This is a genomic window from Halococcus saccharolyticus DSM 5350, from assembly GCF_000336915.1.
Lineage (GTDB): Archaea > Halobacteriota > Halobacteria > Halobacteriales > Halococcaceae > Halococcus > Halococcus saccharolyticus.
Map to the genome: position 1 here is coordinate 47,743 of NZ_AOMD01000027.1, position 19,152 is coordinate 66,894.

General features: G+C 64.3%; 18 protein-coding genes and 1 tRNA gene. 10 read left to right on the top strand and 9 right to left on the bottom strand.

Features of this window, described 5'->3' with window-relative positions; genetic code table 11:
* Positions 1 to 30: 30 nt before the first annotated feature.
* The 4 genes from C449_RS12335 (at position 31) to C449_RS12350 (ending at position 3,511) form a co-directional block, all read left to right on the top strand.
* The gene (locus C449_RS12335; protein ID WP_006078354.1) at positions 31 to 858 is read left to right on the top strand and encodes a molybdopterin synthase; all 828 of its coding nucleotides are present in this window, start codon (positions 31 to 33) and stop codon (positions 856 to 858) included.
* 273 nt (positions 859 to 1,131) lie between these two features.
* Positions 1,132 to 1,374 carry a DUF7123 family protein gene (locus C449_RS12340; RefSeq protein ID WP_006078355.1) on the top strand — a complete coding sequence of 81 codons (243 nt, stop codon included), beginning with the start codon at positions 1,132 to 1,134 and terminating at the stop codon, positions 1,372 to 1,374.
* 109 nt (positions 1,375 to 1,483) lie between these two features.
* A complete protein-coding gene (locus tag C449_RS12345; RefSeq protein WP_006078356.1) occupies positions 1,484 to 2,614 on the top strand; it encodes a site-2 protease family protein in 1,131 nt (376 codons plus the stop codon).
* Positions 2,615 to 2,674: 60 nt separating this feature from the next.
* The gene (locus C449_RS12350; RefSeq protein WP_006078357.1) at positions 2,675 to 3,511 is read left to right on the top strand and encodes an HVO_0234 family beta-propeller protein; all 837 of its coding nucleotides are present in this window, start codon (positions 2,675 to 2,677) and stop codon (positions 3,509 to 3,511) included.
* A gap of 173 nt (positions 3,512 to 3,684) precedes the next feature.
* Here the strand turns inward: C449_RS12350 and C449_RS12355 are convergent, their stop codons facing one another.
* A complete protein-coding gene (locus C449_RS12355; protein ID WP_006078358.1) occupies positions 3,685 to 4,548 on the bottom strand; it encodes a GIDE domain-containing protein in 864 nt (287 codons plus the stop codon).
* A 114-nt stretch (positions 4,549 to 4,662) separates the two neighbouring features.
* Between C449_RS12355 and prs the strand changes: the two genes are divergently transcribed.
* Positions 4,663 to 5,514 (top strand): ribose-phosphate diphosphokinase, encoded by an 852-nt coding sequence (prs, locus tag C449_RS12360; RefSeq protein ID WP_006078359.1) that lies wholly within the window; start codon positions 4,663 to 4,665, stop codon positions 5,512 to 5,514.
* 6 nt (positions 5,515 to 5,520) lie between these two features.
* On the opposite strand, the gene ileS is transcribed toward prs, so the two are convergent.
* The 3 genes from ileS to C449_RS12375 form a co-directional block, all read right to left on the bottom strand.
* The gene (gene ileS / locus C449_RS12365) at positions 5,521 to 8,751 is read right to left on the bottom strand and encodes an isoleucine--tRNA ligase (RefSeq protein ID WP_006078360.1); all 3,231 of its coding nucleotides are present in this window, start codon (positions 8,749 to 8,751) and stop codon (positions 5,521 to 5,523) included.
* Between the two features lie 462 nt (positions 8,752 to 9,213).
* Complete coding sequence (locus tag C449_RS12370) at positions 9,214 to 10,215, bottom strand: hypothetical protein (protein ID WP_006078361.1); 1,002 nt, start codon at positions 10,213 to 10,215, stop codon at positions 9,214 to 9,216.
* Positions 10,208 to 10,405, bottom strand: coding sequence for a DUF4177 domain-containing protein (locus tag C449_RS12375; protein WP_006078362.1), 198 nt, complete (start codon positions 10,403 to 10,405; stop codon positions 10,208 to 10,210). The genes C449_RS12370 and C449_RS12375 overlap by 8 nt, the downstream gene beginning before the upstream one ends.
* 128 nt (positions 10,406 to 10,533) lie before the next feature.
* Here C449_RS12375 and C449_RS12380 point away from each other — a divergent pair, with 128 nt between their 5' ends.
* Complete coding sequence (locus tag C449_RS12380; protein WP_006078363.1) at positions 10,534 to 10,929, top strand: hypothetical protein; 396 nt, start codon at positions 10,534 to 10,536, stop codon at positions 10,927 to 10,929.
* Between the two features lie 23 nt (positions 10,930 to 10,952).
* On the opposite strand, the gene C449_RS12385 is transcribed toward C449_RS12380, so the two are convergent.
* Positions 10,953 to 11,957 carry a hypothetical protein gene (locus C449_RS12385; protein WP_394295353.1) on the bottom strand — a complete coding sequence of 335 codons (1,005 nt, stop codon included), beginning with the start codon at positions 11,955 to 11,957 and terminating at the stop codon, positions 10,953 to 10,955.
* A gap of 35 nt (positions 11,958 to 11,992) precedes the next feature.
* Complete coding sequence (locus C449_RS12390; protein ID WP_049914157.1) at positions 11,993 to 12,232, bottom strand: DUF4177 domain-containing protein; 240 nt, start codon at positions 12,230 to 12,232, stop codon at positions 11,993 to 11,995.
* A gap of 122 nt (positions 12,233 to 12,354) precedes the next feature.
* Here C449_RS12390 and C449_RS12395 point away from each other — a divergent pair, with 122 nt between their 5' ends.
* From C449_RS12395 to C449_RS12405, 3 genes are all read left to right on the top strand, one after another.
* Entirely contained in the window at positions 12,355 to 12,984 is a 630-nt protein-coding gene (locus C449_RS12395; protein WP_006078366.1) for a uracil-DNA glycosylase, read from the top strand.
* A gap of 58 nt (positions 12,985 to 13,042) precedes the next feature.
* Entirely contained in the window at positions 13,043 to 13,468 is a 426-nt protein-coding gene (locus C449_RS12400; RefSeq protein WP_049914163.1) for an HIT family protein, read from the top strand.
* A 70-nt stretch (positions 13,469 to 13,538) separates the two neighbouring features.
* Positions 13,539 to 14,390 carry a transcription initiation factor IIB gene (locus tag C449_RS12405; protein ID WP_006078368.1) on the top strand — a complete coding sequence of 284 codons (852 nt, stop codon included), beginning with the start codon at positions 13,539 to 13,541 and terminating at the stop codon, positions 14,388 to 14,390.
* 27 nt (positions 14,391 to 14,417) lie between these two features.
* Here the strand turns inward: C449_RS12405 and C449_RS12410 are convergent, their stop codons facing one another.
* The gene (locus C449_RS12410) at positions 14,418 to 16,514 is read right to left on the bottom strand and encodes a minichromosome maintenance protein MCM (protein ID WP_006078369.1); all 2,097 of its coding nucleotides are present in this window, start codon (positions 16,512 to 16,514) and stop codon (positions 14,418 to 14,420) included.
* 82 nt (positions 16,515 to 16,596) lie between these two features.
* A tRNA-Pro gene (locus C449_RS12415) sits at positions 16,597 to 16,669 on the bottom strand.
* An 81-nt stretch (positions 16,670 to 16,750) separates the two neighbouring features.
* On the opposite strand from C449_RS12415, the gene C449_RS12420 reads away from it, so the two are divergent.
* Positions 16,751 to 17,029, top strand: a complete 279-nt coding sequence (locus C449_RS12420; RefSeq protein ID WP_006078370.1) for a pro-sigmaK processing inhibitor BofA family protein — start codon at positions 16,751 to 16,753, stop codon at positions 17,027 to 17,029.
* An 8-nt stretch (positions 17,030 to 17,037) separates the two neighbouring features.
* Here the strand turns inward: C449_RS12420 and C449_RS12425 are convergent, their stop codons facing one another.
* A complete protein-coding gene (locus C449_RS12425; RefSeq protein WP_006078371.1) occupies positions 17,038 to 19,098 on the bottom strand; it encodes a DEAD/DEAH box helicase in 2,061 nt (686 codons plus the stop codon).
* Between the last annotated feature and the right edge of the window lie 54 nt (positions 19,099 to 19,152).

A 19,152-nucleotide genomic window follows, 5' to 3' on the forward strand; every position in this document is an offset into this window, starting at 1 on the left:
GTACAAGCACATTGCGGCCCCCTTTCAGATATGAAGGCTCTCGCCGTCGTCGGTGCCTCGGAAACGGGGAAGACGACGCTGATCGAGCGACTCGTCGACCGTCTCGACGAGCGCGGATCGGTCGCCACGATCAAGCACCTCGATCACGCACCCGACATCGATACCCACGGCAAGGACACCGCTCGCCACCGTGACGCCGGCGCAGCAGTCACCTACGGCGTCGACGACGAGGGCTGGTTCGCCACCGGCGACGCGCGCGATCTCGACGAGATCCTCGACGATCTCGCTCCCGACCACGACTACGCGATCGTCGAAGGCTTTTCCGGCCGCCACCTCCCGGCGGTGGTTCTCGGCGACCGCGACCACGCCGGCCGCGAGCTCGCTTCGGCCGACGATGCCGACGGGATCGATCTCGATGCGGTGTGTACGGCGATCGACGACCTCGAACCCCGCGTCACGCTCGAATCGCTGGTCGAGAAGGTCAAATCAGCCCCAAACGCGGATCGCTCGGGCGCGATCGCCACCTTCACGGGTCGCGTCCGGACGAAAGACGCCGACGACGACGCGCCGACCGAGCACCTCGAGTTCGAGACCTACGAGGGCGTCGCCGAGGAGCGCCTCGCGGCCATCATCGACGACCTCGAAGCCCGCGAGGGCGTCCAGCGCGTGCTCGCCCACCACCGCACGGGCGTCATCACCTCGGGCGAGGATATCGTGTTCGTCGTGGTGCTCGCGGGCCACCGCGAGGAGGCGTTCGCGACGGTCTCGGACGGTATCGACCGACTCAAAGACGAAGTCCCGATCTTCAAAAAGGAAGTGACGGCCGACGAGCAGTTCTGGCTCCACGAGCGCGCGTGAGCCATCGCGACGCATACCACTAGCCATTACCCGGTAATTATATCCGCTACTTAGCCAGGCGAGTCGTGTGACGCGCTCCCGAACTGTGGAGGACGACGAGTGCGCGGAAGAGGAAATAAGAAACGCAGCGCGGTCGATAAAACGTCTAGGCTCCTCTCGAAGCGTCGTGAAACGAGCGTGGGAAGCGACCACATCGTGAAAGGGCCCAAAGCTACGCGAAGCATCTGTCGGCTATAATACATTGGGGTTGTACATCCCGAGTGGAGGCCGACAATGAGCACGACACAGCCCACGGTCGATGCGAACGCCAAGGAACAGCGGCTGAAGACGTATCTCGAACGCAACGCTGCCGACGGCGAGCTCTACTTCAAGAGCAAGTTCATCGCGGACGAGGTGGGGCTCTCGCCGAAGGAGATCGGCGCACTGATGTGCAAGCTCAGCGACGCGGCGACCGATCTCGAGATCGAGAAGTGGTCGTACACCAGCGCGACGACGTGGCGCGTCGAGCCGGCGTAATCGTCCGAGTGGGCTGTTCGCGCTCCCGTCCTGAATCGGGTCCCCGTTGGCGCATCCCGCTCGACGAACGGTCTGTAGGCTTATCCCTGCCCGCCACCAGCAATGGATGATGGACGACAGCGAACCGCGCGCCGAGGGACCTCCACCCGAGGCGTTCGCGGGACTCTTTCGCGTCGCCGAAGTCACCGTCGACGACGGGCAACTCCGATACTACGGCGAACCACTCGTCTCGGGGGAACGACTCGAACGTCGGCTTTGGCCGGTGTTCCGTGATCGGGGCTACGAGGTCCGGCTGACGAACGAACCCCGGCGAGACCCGCTAACCGGCGTCGAGACTGGCGGCAGACGGTACGTCCTCGTCGCCACGCCGCGCTCGACCGGGATCGACGGGATACCGTGGACCAACCTCCTGTTTGCGGCGCTCACGGTGCTCTCGACGCTCGTTGCGGGCAGTCGGTGGTACGGGGCCGATCTCAGCGATCCCACGAACCTGCTGGCCGGGTGGCCGTTTGCGCTCGCGGTGCTCTCGGTACTCGGGGTTCACGAACTCGGTCACTACGCACTGAGCCGGTATCACGGCGTCGACGCGAGTCTGCCCTACTTCATCCCGCTGCCGAACGTGATCGGAACGATGGGTGCGGTGATCCGGATGCGCGGCCGAATGCCCGACCGGAAGAGTCTGTTCGATATCGGGGTCGCTGGGCCGCTCGCCGGCCTGGTTGCGACCTGTGTCGTCACGGTCGTCGGGCTGTATCTCGACCCGGTTCCCGAACCGGCGATCCCGATCACGTTCAACTACCCACCGCTGGTCCAGATACTCGCCGATCTCACCGGGCAGCCACTCACGTATTCGGGCGGCGAAGTCGTCAATCCCGTGGTGTTCGCGGGCTGGGTCGGGATGTTCGTCACCTTCCTCAACCTGATCCCGGTTGGTCAGCTCGACGGCGGCCACCTCGTGCGCGCGATGGTCGGCAAGCGCCACGAGACCGTCGGCGCGCTGGTGCCGGCTGCGCTGTTCGGGCTCGCTGCCTATCTCTACTACGTCCGCGAGGCCGCGTTCAACGCCGTCTTCCTCTGGGTGCTCTGGGGCGTGTTCACCCTCGGCTTTGCGTACGCCGGCCCCGCGACCCCGATCTACGAGGACGGACTCGACGCGAAACGGACCGCACTCGGCATCGTCACGTTCGGCCTCGGCGCGCTCTGTTTCACGCCGGTGCCGTTCGAACTCGTCATGCCGTGAAGCGGCCACCGACCGCCCGCACGCCGGAACGCTTTCGACGGTCGGCAGTCGTGTTCGCTCATGAGCAGCATCGACGAGAAGCGGGTGTACGGGCCGGACAGTGAGGAGGTGGCGCTGTTCGTCGCGAGCGAGACGGGCCTCGCTCGCGTCGCAGTCGTCGGCGCACGGATCGGTGAGATCGAACTCGTCGACCGTGCCACGGCCCACGATCTCGCGGTCCACGACGGTCGGATCGCGGTGGCCACCGACGAGGACGTGGTCCTTGGCACCGACGAAGACGCCGAATCGACCGGTTTCGGTCGGGCAGCAGCTATCGGCTCGGACGGAACGCTCCTCGCCGCCGCTCCCGACGGAACCGTAGCGCGCCGCATCGACGGCGAATGGACACCGGTTAGCACCGTCACGGAGCCGCAGGCGATCGATGGTGAGCTCGTGGCGGCCGCCGATGGCGTCTATCGGTGTTCCAACACCGACTGCCAGCACGTCGGACTCGATGCCGCCAGCGACGTCGCCGCCGCGGGAACGCCCCACGCGACGACCGCCGACGGCCTCTATCGACTCGGTAACGGCTGGCTGCCAGTTCTCGATGGGATGTTTTCGATGATGAGCACGGATCGCGGGACGGCCGAGCCGGGGGCGATCGGCCGGGCACACGCAGCAACCGATGAAACGCTGTATCGCCACGCCGATGGCGAATGGACGACTGTGGATGACGTCGATCGGGAGGTTGTCGATGTCGCATACGGCGGAGCAGAATCGGAATCCGAAGGTGGTGTTTACGCCGTCACAGCGGACGGAACGTTGCTCTCGGAAACCGACGACGGCTGGCGTGATCACCCGCTCGGGCTACGCGGCGTTCGGGCGCTCGTCGCACGGCCGGATCGAAAATCGCGATAGCAGACGTGAAACACACCAGATCGTCTCCGCCAAAATCCCCTCAACGTCATCAACGACCTCTTCAATAGCCTGAGCAGATAACTCCGTGGCCTTCCGTTTTGAGAATTCGAGGAGTCAGGTAGCACCCACTGCGGCAGTGCTGCGACGATAGCAGGCTAGTACTTCTGCGGCATTCAGAGAATTGGTGTTGCACCGGCGACGACGAGGCCGACAGCGACGAGGATGAAGACGACGCCTCCAGCGAGGAAAAAGCGATACGTGCCGCCGAGGTCGTCGGTCAGCTCGGCTTCAGTCTGGTCGGAAATGATGAATTTTTCCCCCTCATCGGGAGTGACGACGACGTCCTCTGGGTGGAGCGGCATCGTGGCACCCTCGTTGGCCCGTACGTGACCGAGCACGTAGGTATCGTTGCCCTTCCGCAGTGTCTGCTCGTGGTAGCGCCGGTCGCCGTGTGCGTTGCCGACATCGATGAGGTTCGTGATCGAGCCCGTCTGCTCCGAGACGCTCGTTTCGCCCTCGACGAACTCACGGATGTGCTGGGGTGGTTCGGATTCGGCGTCGATTGTGACCGAGGGAAACTCTTCGAACTCACACACCACTCCGTCGACGGCAGTTCCCTCGCTCGCGAGACCCCGATCCGATGGCATCCAATCGGTTCCGCCGTCCGCACGGTCTTCGATCGCCACTCGAACGCTGTCCGTACCGTCGTCGATCAGAAACGGGACGGAGTGAACTCCTGATGCCATGATGTTCCACTCGCTGTGATCCCCGTGCTCCGACCACTCCTGTATCTCCCACGCGGCGAGGAGCGTGCCGTCTTCGTTACTGATCGGTGCGACGAATCCCTCCTCGTCGTCCGCTGGTCCGGTCACAGTACCTTTCAGTTCGACCCGGCCCTCGTCGTCGATGCTCCTGATCTCCGTAGTGGGGGTTTCGGTAACCAACTGATGTTGCCTGCGTTTCTTCCAGCCCTGGTACGCCACTCCGATACCGAGCAGCCCCAGCACGAGGCCAGCGCCGATCATGTCCGTACTCATTTTCGTTATCGTTGCCACAGCAATGCATAATCCTATCGCCTGGCACGACTCGAAAGAGGGGTGCTCTCGGCTCGTTACCGAAAACCGGTTTAGGCGGCCCGCGAACACACGCGCATGATCGTTAGCGCCTCGACGTCCCAATCGCTCGCGAGTTCGCTCGCCGCCGAACTCGACGAGCCGCTCGCGGCCACCGAGTACGAGCGATTTCCCGACGGCGAGCTCTGTGCCTCGGTCCCGGAGTTCGACGCCGACAGCGCCGTCGTGGTCTGTGCAACCACTACGAGCGACGCCCATCTCGAAGCCCTCCAGCTCCAGGACGCGGTCCGCGAGGCGGGCGCTCGCGAGGTCACGACGATACTCCCGTACATGGGGTACGCCCGCCAGGACAGCGCGTTCGCGGCGGGCCACCCCGTCTCGGCTCGTGCGGTCGCCCGCGCCCTGAGTACGGGAACTGACCGCGTACTCACCGTGAATCCCCACGAGGAGAGCGTCAGCGGGTTCTTCGAGGTGCCCTGTGAAACCGTCGACGCCGCCGGCCAGCTCGCGGCTCCCCTGCCCGATCTCGACAATCCTGTGTTCCTCGCCCCCGACGCCGGTGCGCGTGAACTCGCGACGACCGTTCGCGACGCACACGGCGAGGGCTCGGTGGATTACTTCGAGAAGACGCGCCACAGCGCCACCGAAGTCGAAATCGAACCCCACGCGACCGACGTCGGCGGCCGCGACGCGGTGCTCGTCGACGACATCGTGGCCACCGGCTCGACGATGGCGACCGCTGTTTCCCATCTCCGCGACCGCGATGCGGCCCGCGCGTTCGTTACCTGCGTCCACCCGGTGCTCGCGGGCACCGCTCGAACTCGCCTCGCCCGCGCGGGCGTCGAAGCCGTCTACGGAACCGATACGATCGAGCGCGCCGAGAGCAACGTGAGCGTCGCGCCCGCGATCGCCGACGTACTTTCGAAATAGTCCGAGCTACGCTCGCGCGCCGGCGAGCGGCTCGATGGCGATCTCCACCGTGGTGTCCTCGACATCCCACTCGCGTCGGTGGCCGTCCTCGACGGCCCCGAACTCGTCGGCGCGGACCTCCTCGGCGATCAGGGCCTCGTGCTCGCGGACGAGATCGCCGATCCGGTCGTCCGCGACGGCGAACTCGACTCGGATCCGTTCTTCGAGATCGAGATCGAGCTCCTTGCGCATCTCCTGGACACGACGGACTACATCGCGGGCGTAGCCCTCGCTCTCGATGTCCTCGGTCAGGGCGGTATCGACGTAGACTGTGCCGCCACCTTCTTCGCCGAATCCGGCTGCGGCGACCGCGTCGGGCGTCTCGGTCACGATCGTCACCATCTCCTCGGAGAGATCGACCGACTCGCCGGTACGGTCCTCGACGGCGGCTTCGAGCGCCGCGAGCGTCGGCTCCTCGACCCGAGCTTCGTTGAGTGCAGTCATCACCTCACCCGCGCGATCGCCGAATTCCGGGCCAAGTAAGCTCATGTCGGCCTCGCCGCTGTAGGCGAGCTCGTCCCACCGGTCGTCGGGGTCGATCAGCTCGACGCGGCGAGCGTTCAGCCGGTCGGCGACGAGGTCGCGCTGGTCGTCGACCGCGCTCGCGACCGCCTCGCTCTCGGCGTCGACCACGACGCGCGTGACGGGCCACCGGAGCTTGCGTTCGGCCTGCTGGCGGGCGGCCGAACCGGCCTCCTCGACCGCGCGCGCGACCGCCACCGCGCGTTCGAGATCGGGGTCGCGGAGCGCCGCGTCGGGTTCGGGCCAGTCACACATGTGGACGGTGTCGAAACCCGAATCACCGGTGAGCGTACCGTAGATCTCTTCCGCGACGAACGGCGCGTACGGCGCGAGCAGCGCGACTACCTCTTCCAGTACCCGGTAGAACGTGGCGTACGCCGCGCGCTTCGAGTCGCTATCCGATTCCTCCCACATCCGCTCGCGGACGCCCTGGACGTAGAACCGGGAGACGTCCTCGACGACGAAATCGAGGAGAGCGTCGAGCGCGCGGTCCTGGCGGAAGTCAGCCCACGCGTCGGCCATCTCTGCCTCCACGGTCTGGAGCCGCGAGAGCACCCACCGATCCTCGCGTTCGAGGGCGTTCTCGACATCGTCAAGAGTCGTCTCCTGGGGATCGAACCCGTCGAGGCGCATGTACGGCAGCGGGAACCGGAAGACGTTCCAGAGGATGTTGAGCGTGCGCTCCATCTCCTCGGTCTCGTCCCACGAGAAGCGCATGTCGTCGCCCTGTGGCGTGACCGACAAGAGGAATAACCGCATCGCGTCGGCCCCGTGGCGCTCGACGATCTCGCCGGGCTCGATCGTGATACCCTTCGACTTCGACATGCCTCGCCCGTCGGGCATGTTGGCGTAGCCGTGCATCAGCACCTCCTCGTACGGAACTTCGCCGAGCGCTGCGGTGCCCATTCCCAACTGTGACCAGAACCAGCCGCGGGTCTGGTCGTGGGCCTCCATGATGAGATCGGCGGGCCAGAGTTCATCGAACGCCTCCGTCTCGCCCGGATAGTCGAGGGTTCCCCACGACGCCACCGACGAGTCGAGCCAGACGTCGAACACGTCCGGGACCCGGGTGTACGTAGTGCCGTCCTCGGTGATGGTCAGGTCGTCGACCGTCGGCCGATGGAGATCGATCGTGTCGGGATCGACGTCCTGGTCGACCCGCTCGGCGAGTTCCTCTCGTGTGCCGACGACGACCATCTCCTCGGCGTCGACAGTCGATCCGTCGTCGGTCGTTCCGTTCTCCAAGCGGTCCTCGTCACCTTCAGGCGTCCAGATCGGGACGGGGATGCCCCAGTAGCGCTGCCGGGAGACGTTCCAGTCGGGCGAGTCCTCGACGAAGTTCCGGAAGCGCTCGTCGCGCGCTTCCGGAGGATGCCACTCGCTGTCCTCGATGTTGGCGAGCAGTTCCTCTTTGATGTCGGTGACCGTGATGAACCACTGATCGGTGGCGAGGAAGACGATGTCCGTGTCGCATCGCCAGCACTGGCCGTAGTCGTGGACGTAGGTTTCCTCGGCGAGCAGCAGTCCCTTCTCGTCGAGGTCCGCGATGATCCCGTCGTTGGCGTCGCGGACGAACTCGCCGGCGTACTTTCCAGCCTCGTCGGTGTAGACGCCGTCGCCCTCGACGGGACAGAACACGTCGAGGCCGAGTTCCTGGCCCCGCTCGAAGTCCTCCTGACCGTGACCGGGTGCGGAGTGGACGAGCCCCGTCCTGTCGACCTCGACATAGTCGGCGTGGTACACCTGTCCCGCACCGTCACCATCGGCGTGGTCGGGTACTTCCTCGGCCAGCGGATGGTCGTACTCCCAGCCGAGCATCTCGCTCCCGTCGAACTCGTCGAGTACCTCGTAGTCCTCGTACCGGCCCTTCTTCAGGACCTCCTCGACCACGTCGGCCGCGAGGTAGAGCACCTCGCTCTCGCCGTCTCTTTCGGCACGAACCTGCTGGTAGGTCACGTCCTCGTCGACCGCGACGAACGCGTTCGCGGGCACCGTCCACGGCGTCGTGGTCCAGATGACGAGATTCCCCTCTCGCTCGCGGAGCGGGAACTGCACGTAGATCGAGGGGTCCTCGACTTCGTGGTACTCGACCTCGTTTTTGGCGATCGCAGTCTCGCACCGCGGACACTGGGTGATCGAACGCTTCCCCTGCTCAACGAGGCTCCGGTCTGCGGCCTGGGCGAACCCCCACCACGCCGCCTCCATATACACCGGTGAGACGGTTTTGTAGGGGTTCTCCCAGTCCATCCAAACGCCGAACGACTCGAAGTCCGACTGGAGCCCCTCTAACTGGGCCTCGGCGTACGATTTGCACTCCTCGATGAACGGCTCCATCCCGAACGCCTCGATGTCCTTCTTGTTCTCGAACCCGAGGTTCTCCTCGACCCGAGTCTCGATCGGGAGCCCGTGCATGTCGAAGCCGGGACGGTCGGTCACGTCGTAGCCACACATCCGGTGATACCGAATGTAGGCGTCCTTCAGCGTCTTGTTCCACGTCGTGCCGAGATGAGCTGCACCCGAAGTGTAGGGGGGGCCATCGACGAAGAAAAACGGCTCCTCGTCCGCGCGGTGGTCTTTCGTCTGCTGGTAGGCGTCGGTTTCGTCCCAGTGGTCGAACACCCGCTCCTCGACCGCGTCGGGATCGTATCGATCCGCGACGTCCTCGAACCTGCTCATGGCAGTGGTATCCGTCCCGGGGACTAAAGCAGCCTCGGTTGGGCAGACCGACCAGCGAGATCACGATCGATAGTAGAGGAGTCATTGGAGGATTCAGTAGTTTTGCGCGAACCCTTCCCAGCAGTTGAGATATACAGCGTACGAGATGCAGGGTGCGTATCTTGCATATCGCCCGCGCTCAATGGTGAGACGAAGAAGGGAATGAGGCTGGTCAGCATGAGATGTAATTTTTCCATACACGCTCTGGTCGGGTGACAGAGACACTAGCGGTCCCAACAGCACTCTCAGTGCCAGATTCGGAGCGACTCTCCTTCAGTGTGCAGCTCCCGTGCAGTCAAATAGAATCAGCATTCGGCCCATTCAGCACTCAGGGGGCGGCATCGCAGAACATCGGACAACAAAGCGGCGACAGCTACGTTGTCTGTCGAGTCGCTTCGACTCGAATGCTGAAATCAAGAGATTCTACGTCAGAACGAGTGGCCCCACGGTCAGCGTCTGCTTCGCGAGCGTTGCGATCCGCAGCACGTACGACGTGAACACCAGGAAGGGTGTGACCGAGATCGTGAACGCGATGCTCACGACCCAGAGCATGGTTTCGAGTCCCAGCAAAGTACCCGAAAAGGTGCCCGGGTCGACGAAGACCACCATGCCGCCGGCCACGATGAGTGCCGGGATCGCAGCGTAGAGGATCGCTCGCGAGAGTTTCACCAACCCCCACTGGATGTACAGCACCTTCACGTACTCGCGCACCGGCCCGAACATCGTCACCGCCTCCAGCATCTCCCGGAACGCCGTGCGCTCCTCGATGCTGAGGTCGTCTTCGTGCTCCTCGCCGAGACGCCGGATGTCATGCATCTTCTGTGCATAGTTGAAATTCAGAGCGGGGGAAACGACCGCGAACGTCCCGAAATCCGCGCCGTCGAGTTCGTCGAGCGCCGTGTCCGCGTTCTCTTCGAGGTCCTCGACGTACTCGTTCACGCGGTCGCGGAGATCGTCGTTCTCGTTCCCGGCGATGGCCTCACGGAGCGCAACTGCTCGTTTCTCGCAGGTCTCGATGAGCCGTGCGAGGAAGACGGGGGGATCGCTCGGTGTGGTGGTTTCGAGCAGTTCGTCGGTGTTCTGGTAGAAATCCATCGTCGTGTCCATCCGGCTGCGCTGGGTGCCGAGCGAGCCGATTTCTTGTGAGAGCACGAGCTGGTTGATCGAGACCACGAGTGTCGTACTCGTGATGATCGCACCGAGTAGTGCCGAAAACACCGTCTCGACCATATCGCTCGATTCCATCATCGATGCCAGCAAGAGTGGTTTGAATAGGCCGAACAGCATGAACGCGACGAAGACGACGAGCGCGAATCCCCCGACGACTGCCCACCGGTTCGCCTCGAGGAGCACCCAGAAGAGGGCCTTGTTCACGTCGGTCCGCTCGCGGAGGGTGTTGGCCGACGAGAGATCGTTCTCACTCATCGTACACAGGCCGTTTGAGCAGTAGCAGCTTCGTGCCACCTTTGTCGTAGTCGATCGTCGCCGTGAGCTCCCAGCCCTCCTCGCCGAGTTCGTTGAGCTGGTCGCTCGGGTCGATCGTCTCGCGCTTGGTCAACCCCTTCGGTGGTTCGAGCGTCTTGTACTCCCACTTCACCGGCCGATTGCCGACCATACGGTACGGACTGGTGGCGCTCAGTTAAGTGGGGGCCTTGCGCCCTGTCCGCAGGTTCTCGCCGACCATGTCGTCGTGAGCACTGCCGCAGGCAGAACCGTTTTTCTCACTCCCCGTGTCGGGTAGCTATGCCGAAAACATCGTGGCGACACGTTCTCGTGGCGGCGATGGTCGTCCTCGTATTCGCATTCGGCGGCTGTCTCACGCTCGAGCCATCGATCACGACCGAAACAAGCGATTCGAGCGTGTTCGACGGCCTCTCAGCGACGGAGCCGTGGACTGGTTCTGGTGTTCGGGTGAATGCGACGCTTCGTTCCACTGGGGATGCTGGCAACGTGACCCAAATCACCGTCATCAAGGCGAACGGACGATCGTTCCAAACGATACCTGTCGATCCCGGCCAAACGACGGTCATCTTCACGGTCCCCGCGAATCAGAACTCGTCGATCGTCGCGAGCAACACCGCCAACTCGACCACGATCGAGACGGTGAACGTAACCGCCGACGGGAACGAAGTCCTATGAACTCGCCGAGGCGGAGGATCGGACTATCGCTGTGAGTCCCGGAGGATCAACGGTTCGATCGCAAGCGTCCGCTTCGCGACGGTCACGATCCGCGAGACGTACGACGCGAACAAGAGGAACGGGGTCAACGTGACAGTAAACGCCGCGCCGATCAGGAACGTGATGTTTTCGATACCGAACGTCGCTCCCGAGGCTGTTCCGGGTTCGGCGACAGTAAGCATGATCCCCGCGACGGCGAGCGCTGGGATCGCGGCGTAGAGAATCAACTGTGAGAGTGTGACCAGTGCCCACTCGAAATAGAGGGTTTTGACGTGTTCGCGCGCCGGCCCGAACATCGACAGCGATGACTTCAACTCGTTGAGAAGGTCGTTTTCGGGCTGGCCGAGATCCTCTTCGTGGTCGTGGAGGAGGCGCTCGACCTGGTAGATCTTCCAGCCGTAGTTGTAGTTCAGGGCGGCGAACAGCACGTCGAACGTGCCGAACTTTGCGCCATCGAGCTGGTCGCGCACGGTTTCTGAGTTGCCGATCAGGCTTTCAGTAAACTCTTCAGTTTCCCACTGGAGCTGGTCGCTATCGATGTCGCTGAGGCCATCGCGCACCGCCTCGGCGCGGTCCTGTGACAGATCGACGAGGCCACGCAGGAACGCCGACGGGTCTGCGGGGCTTGGGGTACCGATCAACTCCTCAGTGTAATCCCGGAAGTCCATGGAGTTCTCCATCCGCTCGCGCTGTTCGCCGAGCGGGCCGTTTTCCTGGGAGAGCACGAGCTGACCGATGGTGACAACAAGCGTGGTGCCGGTGATGACTGCGCCAATCATCGTCGAGAACATCGTCTCGATCGTGTCGCCGGACTCCAGTTGGGGGACCAACGGCGGCGGGAGCACCGTCACTGCGACGACGAACACGACGAACATCGTAACCGCGAGAACACCGGTCACGACGAGGCGATTCGCGCTCAACAGGATCCAGAGTTTGAGCCGGCTCTCGCCAGCCCGCTCACGCATCGTGTTCGCCGTACTGACATCCATGTCAGTGTCGACGTTCGACTCGTCGATGTCGGTACTCACGACGAATCCTCGTCCGTAGCATCGTCTTCGTCCGACCGAGCAGGCCGCTCGAAGACGAGATACTTGGTTCCACCGCCAGTGTAGTCGATGGTTTCGACGAGTCGCCAACCTTCGGCAGCGAGTTCATTCATTTCTGCCTTCGGGTCCTCTGACTCCTTTCTGGTCTCGCCCCTCGGCGGTCGAAGGGTTTCGTACTCCCACAGCGTATCGGTCGACGCGGATCGATGAGAGCTCACAACACAAGTGCGGCTATCAGAGCCAAAAACCCTCGCTGGATCCATGCGTTCGCTCAGCACCGAGAGTTAGGGACCACGAGAGAGGGAGCAGACTCAAGCCCACGTCGACCAGTAGTCCGACCGTGTCCGAGTTCCCGAACCCGGAATCGAGGAACGCTCTCGTCGCCGACTGCCGGCGGTGTCCCGCACTCGTCGAGTCTCGTGCGTGCATTTCGTGGGGCAACGGCGCACTCGACGCCGATCTCGTCGTGGTCGGCGAAGCGCCCGGTGCCGGTACGCCGGAGGCCGACCGCTGGCAGGGCGGCAACTGGACCGGGATGGCCTACACCACGCGTCACTCCGGCCGGAAGATCAGGGAGCTGTTCGCCGACCTCGGCTACGACTCCGACGAGTGCTACTTCACGAACGGCGTCAAGTGTTTCCCCGAAGGTGAGGACGGCTCGAACCGCGAACCCACGGCCGAGGAACGCGCGAACTGCCGACCGTACCTCGAACGAGAGATCGAAGACGTCGAGCCACGGGCCGTGGTCGCGACCGGCAAACACGCGACAGAGAGCCTGCTGGCGACCGAAGACCGCGATCTCGACGGGTTCATCGACGCGGTGCTCGAACCCGTTTCACTCGCCAGTCTCGACACTACGCTGGTGCGGATACTTCATCCATCGTACCAGGAAGTCTGGGTGTCACGACTCGACTATACCCGCGAATCGTATCTCGACGCCATCGGGGAGACGCTCGCTGAGATCGACTGAGGCGCGAAAGACGATCACGGCAGAACGTTCTTGCCTCACCCGCGCGATGGATCAGACCATGTCCACCGACTGTCCGTTCTGCGGGATCATCGCCGGCGAGATCCCTGGCCGCATCGTCCACGAAACCGACACCGTGACCGCGTTCCTCGACGCGAACCCGCTCGCACCTGGCCACACGCTCGTGGTGCCGAACGACCACCACGAGCGCCTCGACGAGCTCCCCGAAGAGCTTGCAAGCGACGTCTTCGCCGCACTCCACCGGCTGACGCCAGCGATCGAGGCGGCGGTCGACGCCGATGCCACCACGGTGGCGTTCAACAACGGCTCGGCCGCCGGTCAGGAGGTGCCCCACGTCCACGGCCACGTAATCCCACGGTTCGAGGACGACGGCGGCGCGCCGATCCACGTCGTTGCCGGCGATCGACCCGACCTCGCCGACGACGATCTCGATCGGATCGCTGACGACGTTCGCGACGCTCAGTGACTGGCCACAGAACGCCTCGGAGAAACAAAACACAAATTCTTAAGTGTATAGAATGTAGTCAACTCTAGCTATGAAATCAAGCGGTAGCTGTCCGGAATGCAACGGGCAGCTAGTCGCTGTCGACGAGGAGACGGCCTGCGACGAGTGTGGTCTCGTCGTCGCGGCCGACGAGATCGACCGTGGCCCCGAGTGGCGGTCGTTCGAGCGCGAGACGCGCAAGCGAACCGGCGCACCGCTGACGCGCTCGCGTCACGACCGTGGCCTCTCGACCGAAATCGGTCGCTCGACCAGACTGACCGGACGGAAGCGCCGACTGTTCGCGCGGCTCCGCCGCCAGCACTCCCGTTCGCGGATCGCCTCGAAAGCCGAGCGCAACAAAGTGTATGCGTTCACCGAGATCAGACGTCAAGTGTGCGCGCTCGGGCTGTCGGACAGCGTCCGAGATCGGGCCTGCGTGCTGTTCGAGTCGGCCCAAGACGCCGACCTTCTCCGAGGGCGCTCGTTGGAGGGGTTCGCCGCCGCCACGATCTACGCGGTCTGTCGAACCGACGGCGTCTCACGCACGCTCGCGGAGATCGTTACGGTCGCGAAGGCGTCGCGAGACGAACTCACTGCAGCCTACGATGCCTTGAATCGCGACCTCGGTCTCCCAACGGGGCCAATCGATCCCACGGAGTATCTCGCGCGGTTCGCCAGCCAGCTCGGCCTCCCACACGGAGTCGAGGCGCGAGCGCGAGAACTCGTCGCCGAGGGTCGCGACCGCGGCCTCGTCAGCGGCCGGAATCCGAGCGGGGTGGCTGCGGCCTGTCTCTACACCGCGGCAACCGAAACCGGCCATGGCCTCACCCAGCAGGCGGCCGCCGAGGTCGCGGACGTGACGCCGGTGACGCTCCGGGCGACCTACCAAGAGCTACGCGCGTGATTCGGTCCGCGACTCACGCCGCCGGTCTCAGGTCGTCCGGAGATGATCGGTCTGCGGTTCGTACACCTCGCCCTGCCGTCGCAGTTTTTCGAGTTCGTGTTCGGCCTTCGAGCGCTCGGTTCCAGTCTCCTCGGCGCGGTCGAGCACCTCCTCGATCGGTGCGCCCGCGTCGTACTCCTCCTCGATCTCCGCGATCAGCGCCTTCACGTTCTTGATTCGGTCGCGCTGGGTCTTCGAGGTCCCGGTCTCGACGATGTCGGCGTCGAACTCGCCGGTTTCGGGATCGACGCCGATATCCTGGAGCTGGGTGCGGACGACCTCGATGACGCGTTCGGCGTCCTCCAGTTCGACCGTATCCGCGAGCCTGACCCGCGCCGACGCCTCCGCGAGCCGGACGAGCGCCTCCAGTTTCCGTGCCGTGACGGGGATCGGCGCGTCCTCGTCGGCCCCCTTCGATCGGAGGTCGACGTAGAAATCGCTGATCGCCTCTTTGGCCTCCTCGGTCATCGTCGGGAAGCAGTTGCGCTGGGCGTAGGCGACGTACTTCCGGAGGAGATCGGGCTCGATCGCGGGTGCGACCGTATCAGTAACCGCATCGACCTCCGATTGGGTGACGTTCGCCGCGGTCTGTTCGGTTCGCTGGGTGTTGAGCTCGCCCGCGTAGTTCGTCCGGAGGATGTGTTCGGCGAGCTCCCTGTCCCGGTCGGGGTCGGGATCGTCGGTGACGGTGAATATCAGGTCGAACCGCGAAATGAGGGCGGGTTCGAGGTCGATCTGCTCGCCGATCGACTCGTACTGGTCGAACCGTCCGTACTTGGGGTTCGCCGCACCCAGCAGCGAACACCGCGACTTGAGGGTGGCGTTGATCCCCGCTTTGCTGATGCTGATGGTCTGCTGTTCGAGCGCCTCGTGCATCGCCGACCGGTCGCCCGCCTCCATCTTGTCGAGTTCGTCAACCGCCGCGATGCCCTGATCGGCGAGCACCAATGCCCCTGCTTCGAGGGTCCACTGCTGGCCCTCGCCGAAGTCGTCCTGGACCGCGCTCGCCGTCAGCCCCGCCGAGCTGCTCCCCTTCCCCGAGGTGTACACCGATCGAGGCGCTATCTGTCGGATATATTGGAGGAGCTGGGACTTCCCAGTACCGGGATCACCGATCAAGAGCATATGCAGGTCACCACGGATCCGCGATCCGTCGGGGAGGTGTTTGGCGACGCCCGAAAAGAGCTGGAGCGTCATGGCGAGTTTGGCCTGCTCGTAGCCGTAGATCGAGGGCGCGATCGAGGCGATCATCTGGTCGTAGATGTCGTCGGCGGTCGAGAGGTCGACGATCGCGCGCTTGTCGGCCTCGTCGATGTCCATGTCCTCGAACTGCTCGTCCTCGATCTCGACCGACACGCCGTCCATGTACACGTCGAACATCGCCGTGGCCTCCCGGCCCGACTCCTGTTGGTCGAGGTGGAGCACGCCGGTCACGCGAACGTGGTCGCCAGCAGTCACCGCCCCGGTGATGTCGTCCTCGATGTGGACGTCGATGTCCTGAGGCGTCTCGCCGCCGCGCAGTCCCTCGGGACTCTCCTGGACCCGGATCTTCTGGGCATCGACGAACTCCGACTGGTCGAAGTTGATGTCGAAGGGGCCCTGGCGCTCACACCCCTGGCACTCGTGGGGTTCCTGGAAATCGCCACCCGTCTGTGGAATTCGAGAGAGCGTCCCGCAACGCTGGCACTCGAAGGCGGCCTCGGTGATCTTTGGACGGACATCGGTCGCCTTCTGGACTGTACCCTGTACTGAAAGGAGCTGTCCGCGGTGGCGCGCCCGGATCTCCCGGATCTCGGTGGTCTCCTGAAGTCCCCTGATCCGGACGTGTGCGCGCCCGAGGCCCACGTCCACAGGGAGGTCATACAGTCGAAGCGCCTCCTCGGCGTACTCCTGGAGCTGACCCGGTTGCGAGCGGTAGTCGTCCGCGAGATCCGAATCGAACCGATAGAGATCGTCCCAGTCGATGAACAGCGACCGCTGCTCGTTGGGGTACTGTCGGGCGAGTTCGCCGATCTCGTTCCGGTAGTAGTTGCGGTAGAACTCCTCGAAGTCGTCGATCAGTTCGGTGTTCTCCGCACGAGCCATCCTTGTTTCTGGATTGTTCGCTTCCGGGTAAGAACCTTCGCAACGTGGAGAGTGAAAGTGAACGTCGAACGTTCTCGAAGAGTGGGACCGCCCGGATTTGAACCGGGGTCACGGGCACCCAAGGCCCGAAGTATACCAGGCTAACCCACGGTCCCGCGTCTCCTCTACCGCCCGGTCGCGAATAAACCCTTCCGTTCGATCGCAGAAGGGATACGTCACGGCCGCGGAGTCGCGGTATGGTTACGGGAATCGAGATCGCGGCGCTCGCGCTCGCGGTCGTCTTCCTCCTCGGTGCGGCGCGGATCGTTCAGGCCGCCCGACCACTGTTGATCAACGCGGTGGTTGGTCTGCTGGTCTTCCTCGTCGCGGAGTGGCTCGGCGTCGGGGTTCAGATCGACTGGCTCACGCTCGTGATCGTCGCGATCGGCGGGCTACCGGGCGCGGTCCTCGTGGTCCTCCTTTCGGTGCTCGGGGTCGCGTTCGTCCCGGCGATCCTCGCAAGTCCGTTCGTCTGAATCCCGAACTACTCCTCCTCGTCGCGGAGCTCGACATCCGCCACCACATCGTAGGGATCAACCCCTTTCCGGATCCCGTCGAGCATCGTGAACGCCACACCGGGTTCGAGGAAGTGGCGCGTCACCGCGCGGCCGAGGGGTGTGGGTTCGAGACCGTCGATGAACCCGTAATCGAGCAGTTTGCCGACTGCGTGTTTCAACGGCACCTCGCCAACCATCCGGCCGGTGAGCCCCTTCGCGCCCCCGCCCGCCACGGTGATGTTCGCGAGGACCTCCTCCACCGCGCTGGTTTCGTCGTAGCGCATCGCAACCGGTTCCATCTCGCCTTTGAGAAGCTTGAAAGCGATCTCGTCCTCGGAGCCAGGCATGCTCGAATGGTAGCTCCCGTCGGGTTCGACGAGGACGTAGACCACGCCGCGGTCGTGATAGTCCGGCCGGCCCGCACGCCCGAGCATCTGGTGGAACTCCTGTACTGTCAGCCATTCGATCCCCATCGCCAGCGAGTCGAAGATCACCTGGGAGGCCGGGAAGTCGACGCCGGCCGCGAGCGCCGCCGTCGTCACGACCGCCGCGAGGTCCTGGTCGGCGAACTGGCGTTCGACCGCCTTCCGGCGCGAGTAATCGAGCCCGGCGTGATAGGGCGCGGCGTCGTACTCCAGCTTTCGGCTGAGTTCGTGACACCGCCGCCGGGAGTTGGTGAACACGATCGTCTGGCCGCGATACCCCTTCGAGGACTCGCGGTCGAACTCCCGGCGGACGAGCTTGTTCGCCACGCGGGCTTTCTCCTGGCTGTCGGCGAAGGTGACGTGGCGCTCGATCGGCACCGGTCGTTCCTCGAACTCCACGAGGTTCGCGTCGAGCCGCCCCGCCAGCCAGCGCGGGTTGCCGACCGTCGCCGAGAGGTAGAGCCACTGCGTTCCGGCTGTTCCGTCGCTGCGGTGACTGCTGCTGGCGCGACTCTCGCAGTAGCCTTTGAGCCTGGCGATCAGTCCGTCGAGACGGTGGCCCCGATCGTCGTCCTCCAAGGTATGGACCTCGTCGATCACCACCGTCCCGATGTCGCCGAGATCCTGGCCGACCCGGAGCGCGTGGTCGATCCCCTCGTAGGTGCCGACCACGATGTCGGCGTCGGGATCGAACCGCTCGCCGTCGCCCCGTACCCGGCTCGCTCCCACCCGGATGGTGACGTCGGCGAGGTGGCCGTACTCGTCGCTGAAGTCCTCGTATTTCTGGTTCGCGAGCGCCACGAGCGGCACGAGAAACAGCATTTTCCCCTCCCCACGGAGGAGTCGGTCGAGCCCGGCCATCTCGCCGATCAGCGTCTTTCCGGTAGCTGTGGCGCTCACCACCAGTTGATCGTCGCCGTCGAGCGCGCCGCCGTGGACCGCGAGGCTCTGCACCGGAAGGAGGGTCTCGAAGCGGTCGTCGAGCAGTTCCTGCATGCCGGGATGGAGATCGAGATCGCCCACCGGAACCGGGTCCACAGCTTCAGTAGTGGCGCTCATCTCGTCGAACTTCGTGAGGTCGGGATCGAGATGGCCCGAGAGCAGGTTCGTGACCCGGTCGAGATCCTGGACCTCGAGGAGCAGCTCTTCCAGCCGATCGCCCGCAGTCGCGCTCACGTCGTGGTGAGCGAGTTCGCGTTCGAGTTCGGTCCGCGCGCAGTCGGGACAGATGGTCTCGCCGTCGGCTTCGATCGCGGTTTCGCTCGTGATCGGCGAGTACCGCCCGGCCGACGCGCAGTACCGACAGGTTCTGACCGTTTTCGCGTCGAGCTGGTAGCCCGACAGCATCTCGGAGATCGCGTCGCGGTCGTGGCGACTCGTCTGTTCGGAAATCCGGATGCGACCGGCGCGGCGCGCGATCTCGACGAACTGGTCGGGACTGCGCGGCTCCTCGCCCGATCCCTCCTTGATCCGGAAGGCCGCGGGCCGCGGTCCGGCGTCGGTCGATCCGAGTTCGAGGCGCGCGCGAAAGAGTCGCGTCCCGTCGCGGATCGCGCTGACGAGATACTCGTCGCCGACGCCGTGGACGAACAGCGTCTCGACCCGCCCGACCTGCTGTGACACGCATGGAGGTATGAGAGAGAGGTATTTCAGTCGCTCGAACGATCGGCGTGACTC